The organism is Cohnella algarum, from assembly GCF_016937515.1.
Classification (GTDB): Bacteria; Bacillota; Bacilli; order Paenibacillales; family Paenibacillaceae; genus Cohnella; species Cohnella algarum.
On the sequence record NZ_JAFHKM010000002.1, the window covers coordinates 1,431,429 to 1,445,680 of the forward strand.

At 60.7% G+C, this 14,252-nt stretch carries 11 protein-coding genes and 2 pseudogenes; 5 read left to right on the top strand and 8 right to left on the bottom strand.

The features are described from left to right. Positions 1 to 72: 72 nt before the first annotated feature. Positions 73 to 540: pseudogene (locus tag JW799_RS06475) on the top strand (SDR family NAD(P)-dependent oxidoreductase); the annotation flags it as partial. Positions 541 to 547: 7 nt separating this feature from the next. On the opposite strand, the gene JW799_RS06480 reads toward JW799_RS06475, so the two are convergent. Both JW799_RS06480 and JW799_RS06485 read right to left on the bottom strand, forming a co-directional pair. Next, the gene (locus JW799_RS06480; RefSeq protein WP_080832233.1) at positions 548 to 937 is read right to left on the bottom strand and encodes an MmcQ/YjbR family DNA-binding protein; all 390 of its coding nucleotides are present in this window, start codon (positions 935 to 937) and stop codon (positions 548 to 550) included. A 45-nt stretch (positions 938 to 982) separates the two neighbouring features. Then, the gene (locus JW799_RS06485) at positions 983 to 1,789 is read right to left on the bottom strand and encodes a helix-turn-helix domain-containing protein (protein ID WP_205429122.1); all 807 of its coding nucleotides are present in this window, start codon (positions 1,787 to 1,789) and stop codon (positions 983 to 985) included. A gap of 114 nt (positions 1,790 to 1,903) precedes the next feature. Between JW799_RS06485 and JW799_RS06490 the strand changes: the two genes are divergently transcribed. Together JW799_RS06490 and JW799_RS06495 are read left to right on the top strand one after the other, a co-directional pair. Next, positions 1,904 to 3,130: an MFS transporter gene (locus JW799_RS06490; protein WP_080832235.1), complete on the top strand. Its 1,227-nt coding sequence runs from the start codon at positions 1,904 to 1,906 to the stop codon at positions 3,128 to 3,130. Between the two features lie 36 nt (positions 3,131 to 3,166). Continuing rightward, positions 3,167 to 6,289 (top strand): hybrid sensor histidine kinase/response regulator, encoded by a 3,123-nt coding sequence (locus JW799_RS06495; protein ID WP_205429124.1) that lies wholly within the window; start codon positions 3,167 to 3,169, stop codon positions 6,287 to 6,289. Positions 6,290 to 6,341: 52 nt separating this feature from the next. Here the strand turns inward: JW799_RS06495 and JW799_RS06500 are convergent. Together JW799_RS06500 and JW799_RS06505 are read right to left on the bottom strand one after the other, a co-directional pair. Continuing rightward, a pseudogene (locus JW799_RS06500) lies at positions 6,342 to 6,437 on the bottom strand (SDR family oxidoreductase); the annotation flags it as partial. A 6-nt stretch (positions 6,438 to 6,443) separates the two neighbouring features. Further along, complete coding sequence (locus JW799_RS06505) at positions 6,444 to 7,385, bottom strand: helix-turn-helix transcriptional regulator (protein WP_205429126.1); 942 nt, start codon at positions 7,383 to 7,385, stop codon at positions 6,444 to 6,446. 130 nt (positions 7,386 to 7,515) lie between these two features. Between JW799_RS06505 and JW799_RS06510 the strand changes: the two genes are divergently transcribed. Further along, entirely contained in the window at positions 7,516 to 8,259 is a 744-nt protein-coding gene (locus JW799_RS06510; protein ID WP_205429128.1) for an alpha/beta fold hydrolase, read from the top strand. 596 nt (positions 8,260 to 8,855) lie between these two features. Here the strand turns inward: JW799_RS06510 and JW799_RS06515 are convergent. Beyond that, positions 8,856 to 10,046: a YhgE/Pip domain-containing protein gene (locus JW799_RS06515; RefSeq protein WP_205429129.1), complete on the bottom strand. Its 1,191-nt coding sequence runs from the start codon at positions 10,044 to 10,046 to the stop codon at positions 8,856 to 8,858. A gap of 168 nt (positions 10,047 to 10,214) precedes the next feature. On the opposite strand from JW799_RS06515, the gene JW799_RS06520 reads away from it, so the two are divergent. Then, positions 10,215 to 10,838, top strand: coding sequence for a TetR/AcrR family transcriptional regulator (locus JW799_RS06520; RefSeq protein ID WP_205429131.1), 624 nt, complete (start codon positions 10,215 to 10,217; stop codon positions 10,836 to 10,838). 32 nt (positions 10,839 to 10,870) lie between these two features. Here the strand turns inward: JW799_RS06520 and JW799_RS06525 are convergent, their stop codons facing one another. The 3 genes from JW799_RS06525 to JW799_RS06535 are packed head-to-tail and all read right to left on the bottom strand — an operon-like array spanning position 10,871 to position 14,101. Then, the gene (locus JW799_RS06525; protein WP_205429133.1) at positions 10,871 to 12,346 is read right to left on the bottom strand and encodes a sulfatase; all 1,476 of its coding nucleotides are present in this window, start codon (positions 12,344 to 12,346) and stop codon (positions 10,871 to 10,873) included. 5 nt (positions 12,347 to 12,351) lie between these two features. After that, positions 12,352 to 13,218, bottom strand: a complete 867-nt coding sequence (locus JW799_RS06530; protein WP_205429134.1) for a carbohydrate ABC transporter permease — start codon at positions 13,216 to 13,218, stop codon at positions 12,352 to 12,354. Positions 13,219 to 13,228: 10 nt separating this feature from the next. After that, entirely contained in the window at positions 13,229 to 14,101 is an 873-nt protein-coding gene (locus JW799_RS06535) for a carbohydrate ABC transporter permease (protein WP_176220589.1), read from the bottom strand. Positions 14,102 to 14,252 lie beyond the last annotated feature (151 nt).

Consider the following 14,252-nt stretch of genomic DNA (forward strand, 5'->3'; position numbering starts at 1 on the left):
CAAATTATAAAGCGTTTTCATTTTGCTAGATATATAAAAAACGCCCGCCCGGCGATATAACAATCTTATGCCGCCGGCCGGACGCGGCACATCCCGCTCGACGACCTGGAGGGCGCGACGGAGGAGGTTTGGGACGAGCTTTACGCGGTGAATGTGAAGGGGATGTTTTTTTGCGCGAGAGCCGCGGCCCCTTATTTGAAACAAAGCCGGGGAGCGATTGTCAACCTCGGCAGCATCGCGGGACTGACGGGCTCCGGTTCGTCCCTGCCTTACGCCGTCTCCAAAGCCGCCGTGCACGGGTTGACGAAATCGCTCGCCCGGGCGCTGGCCCCGGATGTCCGGGTCAATTGCGTAGCCCCGGGAGCGGTCGCCACAAGGTGGTGGACCGGCAGGGAGGAGCAAATGCGGACGCTGGCTCCCCGGTTGCTGCTGCGGCGGACGGCCGCCCCGGAGGACATCGCCCGTTTGATCTGCGCCGCCCTCGAGCAGGAAGCGATGACCGGGCAAATCGTCACGGTTGACGGCGGGCAGACGTTGTAGGATCGGGCTACCCGCCGTTCCGATCCGGCCGTTCGCGCAAGGAGGCGGCGATCTCTTCCCGCGCTGCCTTCGGCATTTTTGCCAGCACCAGCTCGTACGATTCCCGGAACATCTGAACGACCACCTCGTCCGGAACTTCGCCGTTCAGCAGGACGGTGTTCCAATGCCTTTTGTTCATATGGTAGCCGGGCAGCACCGCGCCGGGATACGTTTCGCGCTGCAGCCACGCCTCGTCCGGCGATACCTTCAAGTTGACGCTTTCCGCCCCCGTTTGACGGCTCATTAACGCGAACATTTTGCTTCCGACGAACAGCACCGCCATATCCGGGTCGAACGGATACCGCAGGCTTGTCCCTTTATACGTTAACCCGAGCTCGATTAATTGCGCATGATTCACCTTTTCGTCCCCCCATCCCGAATGTTCGCAACCCGATTTTGTCCCTTAGCGGCGGAAATGGCGAAATTGCTCGGGCGTCACGCCGACCGCCTTCATGAAAACCCGGTAAAATTGGCTCGCGCTGGAGAACCCCAACCCGAACCCGATGTCCGTAACCGACTCGTCCGAATTCCGCAGCCGGCGCTTCGCTTCCTCCATCCTTAGCCGGAGCACGTACTGGTACGGAGTCGACCCCGTCTCCTCTTTGAAGGAACGGATAAAATGATATCGGCTTTGCGCCGCGAGTTCCGCCAGCGTATCGATCCGGATCTCTCCCGCGTAGTTCGCGTGAATGTAGTCCAGCACCCGCCCCAAAAAAGGATCGGTTCCGAAAACGGCCGCGGACGGCGCCCGCCCGCGATCCCGCGGCTGATTGCCGGACAAGGCGTTGTACAAATAGGACAGCACTTGCGTCTCCGTCTCTTCCTTCGCCAGCCGGTCCGACGGGTCGCAAGCCAGAAGGGCGTTCGTCCATTTGCGGAACTTCCCGGCGACGGAAGACGGGTCGAGCCGCTGCCGCAAGGAAAACTCAGGTTCCTTCCCTCCGGCAAGCTCCTTCATGCGGCTTTGGCGGACTTTGAAAATCAGCACGCCGGATTGAAGCCCGATATGAAAAGAGTGCCGCTCCCGGGGATGCTGGACAAGCCCGTCTCCGATCTGCAGGTCGTAATCCTTGTTTTCTTGCGTGAACCGGCAAGCGCCGCGAATCGGAACGGTAATTTGAAACTCGTCGTCGTGAGTATGCGGGAGGTTGACGAACTCCCCGTCAATCCGCCACAGCTCCAGCTGCGGCGTCGCCATTTGTACGATCATCGTGGATCACCCGCCTTTATTATAGCAAATCGTGCTTTCGTTCCGGGCAATAATCGCGAAGACAACGCCGCAAGAGCCCGTTAAGATGGGAAAAAAAGAAAAAAGGTGATCCGAATGACCCAACCCGCGATAGCCGAAACGGCCAGGCAGGCGGCAGGCGCCATGCTGATCGGCGTCAGCGTCGCGCATTTGCTTAACGATGCGATGCAATCCGTCGTTCCGGCCGTATTCCCGATTTTCCAAACGTCGATGCAGCTCAGCTTCGCCCAGATCGGATGGATCGCGTTTACGCTCAACGTGACGGCCTCGATCCTGCAGCCGCTCATCGGGGCCTATACCGACCGCAAGCCGCTGCCGGCCCTGCTCCCGCTGGGCATGGCCTTTACGCTGCTCGGCATGATCGGCATGGCGCTCTCGCCCGGGTTCGCGGCCTTGATCGTATCCGCCGCGCTCGTCGGGATCGGCTCCTCCGTCCTGCACCCCGAATCCTCCCGCGTGGCGCATCTGGCCGCCGGCAAAGGGAGAGGGCTGGCGCAGTCGGTCTTTCAGGTGGGCGGAAACACCGGCCAAGCGCTGGCCCCGCTGATGGTGGCGTTTATCCTGATGCCCCAAGGGCAGCTCGGCTTCTTATGGTTCACGCTGCTGGCCGCCGCCGGCATCGCGATCCAATGGCGCGTAAGCCGATGGTACCGGGAGAGAATCCGGCTCTTTCCGAAGCCGGACCGCCGCGCCGCTGCGGCAGAGGAGCGCACGCTGTCGCGCGGCTTTGTCGTCGCCGTGCTCGGCATTTTAATTCTGATGCTGTTTTCCAAATTCGTCTACCTCGCCAGCATGACCGGCTATTACTCGTTTTATTTTATGGAAAAATACGGTTTGCCGCTGGAGAACGCCCAAATCTCCTTGTTCGCCCTGCAATTCGCGGGGATGCTCGGGACGCTGCTGGGCGGGCCGTTGGCGGACCGCTTCGGAAGGAAAAAAATCATCTGGTTTTCGATTCTCGGCTCGGCGCCGTTCTCCGTCTGGCTCCCTTACGCCAGCCCGACCGGCTCCGTTCTTCTATGCCTGGCCGTCGGCGCAATTCTCATGTCCGGCTTCTCCGTCATTATCGTGTACGCCCAAGAGATGCTGCCGGGCAAGGTGGGCACGATAGCCGGCCTCTTTTTCGGCTTGTCCTTCGGCATGGCCGGACTCGGGTCGGTCGTCCTCGGCTGGCTCATGGACCGGACAGGCGTCGCCCTGATGACGGAAGTCTGCTCCTTTTTGCCTTTGCTCGGCCTGTTTGCGCTGTTTCTTCCCGGCGATTCCCGGATCATGCGCGATCGACAATCTTTGCGCCCGTAAAAGGAATTGCCAAAAAGATGTCGAATGTATCCTTTTATGATCAAAACCAGAACGAAATCCATCTTAAAATATACCGCCGTGATCCTTTTGTTCGTGGCCGTCCTTTTCGGGCTGCGACTGGCATGGTCGCATTTTTTTTACACGCCGGAGCATCCTCCCGTCGTTCGGGGCGTGCTCGACATGCGGGACTGGGACTTCGATACTCCCCGGTCCATCCCGCTGGACGGAGAATGGGAGTTCTATCCCGATGCCCTGCTTTCGCACGAGGATTTCAAGGAAGCGAATCCGGAGCCCCGGTACGCGAACGTTCCCGGAGACTGGAGCGCCGCGTTTCCGGACGATTCCGGCGGTTCGAGCGGCTTGGGCGGTTCGTACGGTTACGGCACCTATCGGCTGCGCATTCTGATCGATTCCCCGGACCAGCCCCTTGGGTTCTGGTTTCCGCGAATCCAGTCCTCTTCCACCGTGGAAATCAACGGTCAGCCGGAGGCGCTGTTCGGCCGTCCTGCCGAGGATGCGGATGCGTACGTGCCGGAAGTCAGCTCGTATACGGCGACTTATATCCCCGACGGAGCGGAGGAGATCGAGCTGCTGATCCGGGCGGCCAACTACGACCACCCGTATGACGGCGGCATCGTCCGTTCCGTGCGCTTCGGTTCGCAGGCGGCGATCGACACCGAGCGATGGTACTCGATCGGCTTTCAGCTCGCCACGTTCTTCATTTTGATGCTGCACGGGTTGTACGCGTTTATCCTGTATCTGTTCAAGCCCCGCGAGCGGACGTTTCTCGTCTTTTTCCTGCTGCTTCTGGCCGCCGGCACCACGATCGTGTCGGATCACGACTTCGTTTTGCAACTGTGGCTTCCGTTCGACTTTGCGTGGATGGTCAAGATCAGACTGCTCTCGTATATGTGGCTTTCCTTCTTCATGCTGCGGATGGCGCTGAAATTTTCGGCCCTGGAGTCGCCGTCCCTGACCCGGTGGGTCCGCATTTACACCGCCGTCCTGCTGCTCTATTCCGGCTTTCTGGCGGTCGCGCCGGCTTCGCTCGTTTACGTCACCAGGGAATGGCGGGTATTTTCCGTGCTCTATCTGGCTCCGCTTATCTGGTCCGCCTATTTGTTCTGGAAAATGTTCTCGCGCAACAAGAACGACGGCATTTTTCTGCTGCTTGCCGCTACCGGCGTCTTTTCCAGCGCCTTTTGGGGAATCTTCATCTTCAACAGGGTCTACTACCCGATCGATATTATCGCGGCGATTATCGGCTTCTCGACTTACTGGTTCAAGCGGTATTTCCGCAATGCCGAGGAGAACGCCAAGCTGAACGAGCAGTTGCTGGCGGCCGACAAACGGAAAGACCGGTTTCTGGCCCATACGTCGCACGAGCTGAGAACGCCGCTGCACGGCATGATGAGCATCGCCCAAAGCGTCGCGATCAAGGAAAAGGAGTCGATGGACGGGAAAAGCGCGGAAGACATGCAGCTGCTCGTCACGATCGGCCGGAGGATGTCCCACCTGCTGGACGATCTGCTGGATGTCGTTCGGCTGCGGGAGAAACGCATCATTCTGCAAAAGAAGCCCATATCCTTGTCTTCCGTCGCGTCGGGCGTCATCGACATGCTGAACTATTTGACCGAGGGGAAGCCGGTTCGATTGAAGTCCGAAATCAAGGACTCGTTCCCGCCCGCGCTGGCCGACGAAAAAAGGCTCGTCCAAATTTTGTACAATTTGGTGCATAACGCGATCAAGCATACCGAAGAAGGAACGGTCGCCGTCTCCGCCGAAATCCGGAACGGCACGATCGCCGTTCGGGTAACCGACACCGGATCGGGCATGGACGAGGAGACGCAGGCGCGCATTTTTCTGCCTTACGAGCAAGGCCCCGGCGACGGCGGCGGCATCGGGCTCGGGCTCAGCATCAGCAAAGAGCTGGCCGAGCTTCACGGCGGCGGATTGACGGCGCGCTCCGAGCTCGGCAAAGGCTCGACGTTCGAGCTGACGCTTCCGCTTGCCGAATGGGCCGCCCTGCCGGAGGCTTCCATGCCGGACGAGCCGGTTCCGCCGCTTGCGGAACCGTACGCGGAAGTCGCCGCCGCCCGGAGCCTGGCGGACGCATCCGCCGTCGGGCGAACCGCTTCGCCCGCGGCGTCCCCGCCCGTAGGAGAGCATGGCGCGACGATTTTGATCGTCGATGACGACGCCGTCAACCTGAAGGTGCTCGCCGGCATTCTGGCGTCGGAGCCGTACCGCATCCGCTCGGTCACGTCGGCCCGCGAAGCGCTCGAGCTGCTGGGCGCGGAGCCGTGGGACCTGATAATCGCCGACGTGATGATGCCGCAAATGTCCGGCTACGAGCTGACGCAAAAGGTAAGAAAACGGTTTTCCGCCTCCGAGCTGCCGGTGCTGCTGCTGACCGCACGCGGCGAGCCCGCCGACATTTACGCCGGCTTTCGGGCCGGGGCCAACGATTACGTGACGAAGCCGGTCGACGCCATGGAGCTGAAATACCGCATCTGGTCGCTTACCTCGTTGAAACGATCGGTGCACGAACAGCTGCGTTTGGAGGCCGCCTATTTGCAGGCGCAAATCCAGCCCCATTTTCTGTTCAATACGCTGAATTCGATTATGGCGCTAAGCGAGATCGACTCGGAGAGAATGCGCAAGCTCGGCAACGCGTTCACTTCGTATTTGCGGATCAGCTTCCACTTCCTGAACACCGGCGAGCTGGTTTCGCTCTCGCACGAATTGGACCTTGTGCGGGCATACCTGTACATCGAAAAAGAGCGCTTCGAGGATAGACTGCAGGTGTCCTGGGAAGTCGAGCCGGGAATCGACTTCCGGCTTCCTCCGTTGACGATCCAGCCGCTCGTGGAAAACGCGGTCCGGCATGGCGTGCTGCGGCAGGCGGACGGGGGAACGGTCCGGATTCGCATCGTCCGCCGGGAACGGTTCGCTCTCGTCGAAGTGATCGACGACGGCGCCGGCATGAGCGAAGAACGAATCCGGGAATTGCTGAAAGCGCCGAAGAAGGACAAGTCCGGAATCGGTCTGTCCAATACGAACCGGCGGCTGTTGCAAATGTACGGCAAAGGATTGTCCGTTCAGAGCGAGCTCGGCAAAGGAACGACGGTGTCGTTTGAAATTTCCGACCCGGGCTGACGGCAGACCGCCAAGGGCCGCGCTCCGCGCGGCTTTTTTCGTTGGCTCCGGATCAGGTTTCCGTCATGATGCCGCCGTTGACGTGCAGCACCTGGCCGGTCACGAAGGAAGAATCCTCCGACGCCAGATAAATGTATGCCGGGGCCAGCGCCGTTCAACCGTACAACGCCCGCATCGCTTCGAGCTTTCGCCCGATATAGGCGACGGCTTCCGGCGGTTCCGTAATTTTGGCCTCGCTTCCGAGCCCCCACACCAGATCCGCATAAAAAAACAAATCCTCCGCCGCGATCCGGACGTTCGCGATCCCGCCGCCGTCCTCCCTGCGCCGGATAAACGGCGCGAACCGGGGGTTCGATTCCAGCAGCCATACGCCCTTTTTCGTCAGCTCCACCCGCAGCCCGGCCTGTTCCAAGTGAGCTTTGGAGGGCTTGCCGAGCACGGTTTTCCGCCGGACCTCCTCCCGGGGCCGGACGGCTTCGTTCGGCGCGGCGGACAGCATGCGGTCGGCCCGGAATTGCCGGACCTCTTCCCGAACGAAGCAATAGGCCGGGCAATACCAGTAGCCGTCGCTCGCGTAGAGTCCGACGGGCTGAATATCGCGCTTCGAGACTCCGCTTGCGGAGTTGTACTCGATCGTGACGACGCCGCCGCCCATGACGGCTTGCAGCAGCGTTTGCAGGATGTCCGGCGACATCGGGCGATACGGGCTCCAGAACATGACCCGGCCCTTGAGCCGGTCGATCTGTTCCTTTTTGTCGGCGGGCAAGTAGTGGTAAAACTTTTGCAGCGCGGCGCCGGTTACCTCCCCGAACGGAAGCGAGCCGAAAAATTCAAGCGACTGCGCCGCGAAAAACAGGGCCGTCGCTTCGTTCTCGGAAAAGCTGATAGGCGGAAGCACGCGTTCCCGCAGCAGCTTGTACCCTCCCCCGCGTCCCTGGACGGAATAGACCGGCACGCCCAGCGCGCTCAGCTCCTGCAAATCCCGCGTGACGGTTCGGACGGACAGTCCGAATTCGTCGGCCATCTCTTGCGCCGTGAACGATCTTTTCGCGTTGATCCACATGATCATTTGAATGAGGCGCGACGATTTCGCCATACCGGCTCCTCCTTTGCGAACGGATGAAATTACTTTTAGTTTATCACTTAAATAAGTCAAATTATGTCCTGTTTATGCGTTATCTTTACCTTGAAAGAACATTCGCAACAAATTCAAGGGGGAAACCGGTATGATCAATCAAACGCGGGAATCGGAAAAAACGGGCTTCGTCTTTATTCACGGGGCCGGACTTAACGGCCGGGTCTGGAGCCGGGTGGCGGAAAATTTGGACGCTCCTTGCCTGCTAGCCGAGTTCCCCTGCCGCGAAGGCCCGGCGGAGTCGCGCGGCGGGCTGTCGCTTGCGGAATATGCCGATTGCCTGAGGCGGCAGATCGAAGCCTGGGGAACGGAGCGGTTCGTCCTCGTCGCGCACTCGCTCGGGGGCCTGCCGGCGCTTCGCCTCGCATCCAAGCTGTCCGATCGGGTGGCGGGATTCGTCGCGGTGGGAGCGGCCGTCCCGAAAAACGGCGGTTCCTTCCTGTCCGCGCTGCCGTGGCCGAGGCGGGCGATTATGGCGGGAATTTTGCGCAAAATGGGGACGAAGCCGCCGGAAGGGGCCATTCGGGCCGGCCTGTGCAACGACCTTCCGGCGGACCTCGCGGAAGCCGTCGTGCGCGGCTTCGTGCCCGAGGCCGTGCGCGCGTATACGGACCGGACCGACGCTCCCGTGCCGGACGTGCCCAGGCTGTACGTCAAGCTGACCCGGGACAAGGAGTTCAGCCCCGCCCTGCAAAACCGGATGATCGCGAATTTGGCCCCGCATGCCGTCCGCACGCTGGCCGCCGGCCATCTGCCGATGCTGAGCGATCCGGACGGACTCCGGGCGATCCTGCGCCGCTTTCCGGCGGAAGCGGACGCTTGCCGCCAAGCCTAGGGCCGCTTCAGCGCGGCTCTTCCAGAACCTTTGCCAGCCCGATAAAGCTCCTGGCAGGATGAACGAGGGGACGCATTGACGAAGCAGGGTTGCGCGGGATGACGCAGGGCGCGGGATTGCGCGTGGTAGTGCGGGATGACACAGGGTGGCGCGTTGATTGCGCGGGTTGCCTGGGGTGGCGCGGGGTTCGGCGAAGCCTGGTTGGAATTTGTCCAACCAAAAACGGCTTTTTCGCGAAACTGTCCGGCTTCGTTGGATTTTGTCCAATCTGGCGAGGCCGTTTCCGCGTTTTTACCCAAATTCCAAGTTCAAAGTTGGATAAAATCCACTCTAGACCACGGTTTCCCCGTTTTCCGCTCCCTTGATTGGACAAAATCCAACATAGGTTCCCTCCGCTTGCCCCTCCTCCCTCAATTATCCGCAAAACTTTTTCGCAAGATGAAGAACTTAACTTTCCGTTCTTCAAAAAAACGCGAATGAACAAAGACGTTCATCCGCGTCCCTTATGCGCAAGAGCGTGATTGATGAATGGAATGGCCGTTCCTTTTTACAGCCATCTCAAGACGCTCATTCCTCCATCGAAACGATTACCGCGACTATGTCATTTCCCCGCGCGATTCCGCCGCCCGGCTAGCGGCGCGGCCGGGCCCTTTGCGAAAACCCGCTGCCAACAGGACGGCCAGGCTGATACCCGCCAGGCTCCACAGCACCGCGTAGGACAAGCCCGTCTCGCGCTCCCCGCCGAAATACATGACATTCCGCAGGCCCGAGGCGACGTAGCGGAACGGCGTCCACGAGTACAGCCAATCCCGCGTCGCTTGAGGCATGAATTCGGGCGCGAGATTCAGAATCGGCAGCGAGAAAAACAGCAGCAGTACGAGCAAGGCCACGGCCGGGAGGCCAAGCCAGTTGAACAGCGCCGACTGCATCAGGAAAAACGCGATCGCCGCCAAACTCAGGAACAGCCAGACATCCGCCGAATCCGTCAATTCCATTCCGTACCAGGCTGTCGCCATCCAGACGAGGAAACCGGACGCCCCTATCGCCAGGACGATTCCGGTCAGTGCTTGTCCCGATAACGCGCCCCATCTGCCTCCGGCCTCTCTCGCGCTTTTGACCGCTTGAAACAGGAGCACGCTCAGCACCAGCGTCCCCATCCAGACGATCTGGGTCAGCATGTTCGGCGCGCTGCCGCTCCCGTTGTTGGCGCCAACCGGATTCACGGACGTCTCTTCGATTTGCACGGGGGCAAGCAGCGCCTGCACGGTCCAGACCGGAACCTGTTCGGCGCGCTGGCCGACCTGCTCCAGCACTTGCCTGGTCAGCTCCCGGCTGACATTGCCCGCGACCTGCTGCAGAATCGTCCTCACGGCGGAAACCCCTTGCGGGTTCATCCCCTCGTTCAAGTAGATTTTCACCGTCGCCGGCGCGGGTTCCGGTCCGGATACCGACAGCACGCCGGCGCTGAAATCAGCGGGCAAGACGAGCGCGCCGTAGACCTCCTGCCCGTTCATGGCCTCCAGCGCTTCTTCCTCGGATCCGACCGTTCTCCACTCCACCGGCAGTTGCTCCAGTCCGAGCAGATTCCCTTTGACCGCCTCTCCCAAAGCCAACTGCTCACCCGTTGGCAGTTCGGCCGGACGGTCGAGAACGGCAAGCGCGACCGGCAAAGCTTTGGGCTTCGCCCCCAGCACGGACCCCATCATCGCTAGCCCGAAAACCGTCAACACGACCAACAAGGCCACGATCGCAATAGGCACGAACTTCGATTTCAAAAAAGTTGTCATCTCGATCCCTCACTTTTATGAACAAGTTGTTGATTACTAGCCACAGCGTTAATTATAATGAGGGGAAAGAGAACTGCAATCGTCAGTTTTCGGCGAAGTGTTCAGTACTGAACGGGGCCGTCACGGATTGTCGAGGATTGCCTGCAAATTTAGAAAGGGGGGATCCCCATGCCGGAAAAAGCGGCCGATCGCCGTACCGTACGCACGAAGAAACTGCTTCGTCAGGCGCTTATCGAACTGATGAGGGAAAAGGGAATGGATCATATTACGGTCAGCGATCTGACGGCGCGCGCGGAAATCAATCGGGGAACGTTCTATCTGCATTATCGGGACGTGTACGACCTGGTCGAACAATTTCAGCAGGAGATCATCGACGGGCTGAAAGAAATCGCCGCCCACATGAATATTCAGGATATCGCCGGTTATGCGGACAAAGACGAGCCTTATCCCGGGCTCGTCTCCATTTTCGAATATTGGGAACGACATGCCGATTTCGCCGGCGTCATGCTGGGCCCGAAAGGCGACCTGTCCTTCATCGGCCGCGTGAAGGAATTGATGAGGGAACGCATTTACGGCAAAGTCCTCGAAACGCTGCGGCTGTTCGGGCAGGACGACCGCGTTCCCATTCCTTTGGATTTCGTCATCGCCTATACGATATCGGCCAACTTCGGGTTTATTCAGCACTGGATCGAAACCGGACGGAAGCAATCGCCTGCGGAGATGGCGAGGATGATGACCCGGCTGATCAGCCAGGGCCCCCTGGCCAGCGCGGGCATTCGCCCGGTCGACTGAACCGCCGCCCGGCTCGCGGCGCGGCCGGCCCGTCACTTGGCCGTCAGCCCGAGACGCTCGTACTGCTCTACGGGCGCGTCGTTGTCCCGCATCAGCTTCAGCAGCAGCCCGATCATCCGCGCCTCGATCTCCGGATCGCGAAACGGACGAAGCTGCCGCGGATCCTCCCGCACGTCGAACAGCAGCGTTCCATAAGCATGAAGATCGCCCCGGGTTTGAGCGGGAATGCGCAAGGGCTTCACGTTTTTCGTGAACGAAAACGGCTCCGCCAGCTCCAGCCGCGTCAGCTCCGCCGGATGGAACCGGCTGCGCATGTGCGTCGGCATGAGCGTATAGTCGTACAGCGGCTCGTTCTTCCCGGACGCGGCCGCCCGCATGTACACGTAGCGGCCGTCCGTCACGTTGACGTGCCCGCCGTGAATGCCGAACAGCGCCGCCTCGCGCACCGGCTCGTCCGTATCGATCGTCCGGCGGAGCGGCTTGCCCTGCATGTCCGGCGGCAGCTTCGCGCCGAAGAAGTCCAGCAGCGTCGCCGGAAGGTCGATCGTTTGCACGAGGCTTTGCCGGCGCTCTCCCCGCACGCCGGCGCGCGGATCCCAGACGAATAGCGGCGTATGCGCCACCTCGTTGTAGAACGGCTGCACGCACTTTGCCCACTGGTCGTGCTCGCCGAGCAGGAAGCCGTGATCGGTATTGACGATCAGCAGCGTATCCTTCCACAGATCGAGCCGGTCCATCGCGTCGAGCACCTTGCCCAGGTAATGGTCGCACATCGCGAGCAGCGCCGCGTATTCGCAGCGCATGTGCGCCACGTCCTCCGCCGACTCGGTCACCGGGCCGTAAACCGGCCAGTCGCCGAGGCGGCCGTCGTACTCGTGGGCGTACAGCTTTTTGAACGATTCCGGGCTGTAAAACGGCTCGTGCGGATCGAACGTCTCGATCTGCAGAAACCACCGGTCCTCCCTATGGTTCCGCTCCAGAAATTCCAGGCCGGCCGCGAACGTCCGGGCTTGCGGAAACTCGTCGTCGGCCCGAATATACCCGCGGTTGACGCGGTCCTGCCGGAACATATTCCGGGCGATCGGGTGAAGTCCTTCCAGGCTCAAGCCTTCCGGATCCTTCACCTCTCCCTTCCACGGATCCCCCTCCTGCCCCCGGATCAGCTCGAACGACCGGTAGCGCGGATGATACGTCCCGCCGCCGTCTTCCCAGTAATGCTGATGATCCGTGACGAGATGCGTGTAGACCCCCGCTTCCCCCAGCAGCTCGATCGCCGAATCGTCATACGGCTCCAGCGGTCCCCAACTGCGGTGCAGAAAATTGTAGCGCCCGGTGTGCAGCTCCCTTCTCGCCGGCATGCAGGGCATGCTCCCGACGTAGCTGTTGTCGAACGTCGCCGTCCGGGCCGCCAGCCGCTCGAAGTTCGGGGTCTTGATCCAATCGGGACCGCCGTACGGAGACAGCATGTGCCGATTCAACGTGTCGAACATGACCATAATCGCTTTCATCGAATTCACCCTTTCACGCTGGATGCCACCATGCTGCGAATGAACTGTTTCTGGAACACGAAAAACATGACGACGATCGGCAGCGACACGAGCAGCGACGCCGCCATGAGCAGGTTGTACTGCACCTGGTGCTCGCCGCGGAACACCTGCAGCCCCAGCTGCAGCGTGCGCATCGCTTCGCTGTTCGTATAGATGAGCGGGTGGAAAAAGTCGTTCCACACCGCCACGAACTTGAAAATGCCGAGCGTAGCGAGCAGCGGCCCGCTCTGGGGCAAATATACGGAAAAGAACAGCCGGAGATAGCCGGCTCCGTCGATATACGCCGCATCGTCGAGCGCGCGCGGGAACTGCAAATAAAACTGGCGGGCCATGAACACGCCGAACGCCCCGGCCAGCTCCGGCACGATTAGCGCGTAATAGCTGTCCAGCCATCCGTTGCCGCCGGCGCCGAGCCAGTCGTTCCCTCCGAAGAGCGGGATCGACTTCAGGATGAGAAACTGAGGGATGACGACGACCTGCGCCGGAACCATCATGCCGACGAGCAGCGTCAGGAAAATCGGCTGCTTGCCCTTGAACCGGAGGCGGGCGAACGAAAAGCCGGCGAGCGAGTTGAACGCGAGACTCCCCGCCACCGCGACGGCCGTCACGATCGCCGAATTTTTGAAATACGTCGGCCAGTCCCCCATCCGCATCGCCCGGGCGTAATTTTCCGGATGCCAAGATGCGGGCAGCAGCCGCATCGCCCCGAGCGAAAATTCCTCGTCCCCCTTCATGGAGGTGAAAAAAGCGGTCAGCAGCGGCAGCACCGTCGCGGCGGAGAAAAGCGCCAGCGCGAGGTAGGCCGCCGTTCGTTCGAGCTTCGAAAGTTTCATCCGTTCACCTCTATTCGGCCGCCTGGTTCCGGCTGCCGATGCCGTACTGAATCAGCGTCACGACCAGCGTGGCGGCCAGCAGAAACACCGCCATCGCGGCTGCGTAACCCATCCTGTACTCCTGGAAGCTGGCCCCGATAATTTGCGTGACGATCGTCGTGCTGGAGTTGGCCGGTCCGCCGCCCGTCAGGACGTAAACCAGATCGAACACCTGGAACGAGCGGATCGTGGCGGTGATGAACAGGAACAGCGTCATCGGCTTCAGCAGCGGCACTGTAATGTGCCATAACTTCCTGAAACCGGAGGCCCCGTCCAGACTCGCCGCCTCGTACAGGCTTTCCGGGATGCTCTGAATGCCGGCCAAAAACACGATCATCGCGTAGCCGATCCCCGTCCATACGCCAATGACGATGACCGTTTCCAGGGATGTCGCGGGATCGCCAAGCCAATTTCGGCCCTCGATTCCGAAAAACTCGAGCAGCGGATTGACCGGCCCCTGCGCCGGGTCGAGCATCCACAGCCACGTCATCGCGACCGCCACCGACGAGATGACGCCGGGCAAGTAGATCAGCGCGCGAAACGCGGCAAGCCCGCGCAGCTTCATCGACAGCAGATTGGCCAGTACAAGCCCGATCGCCATGCCCGGCACGACCGTGCCGATCCAGTACCAGGCCGTGTTCGCGACGGCGCGGTGAAAAATCGAATCGTGCAGCAGCCGGGAATAGTTTGCGAGGCCGGTCCAAACCGGCGCGCTCAGCATCGAATAGTCGGTCAGGCTCAAATAAAAGATCCACAGGATCGGAACCAGCACGAACACGGCAAACAACAGCACGTTAGGCAGAATGAGCAAATACGGTATGACTCGGTTCCAGCCTTTTTGCATCTCGTTCCTCCTCGAAACCACTGGACGCGCCGGGCGCGGCGGCCTTGCGGGTCCTGCGCTCATGCCGCTCACTTGGCGGCGGCGATTTCCTCTCTTGCCATCTCCGCGTTCGACTTCAACGCATCCGCCGGCGGCTTGATGCCGTTGAACG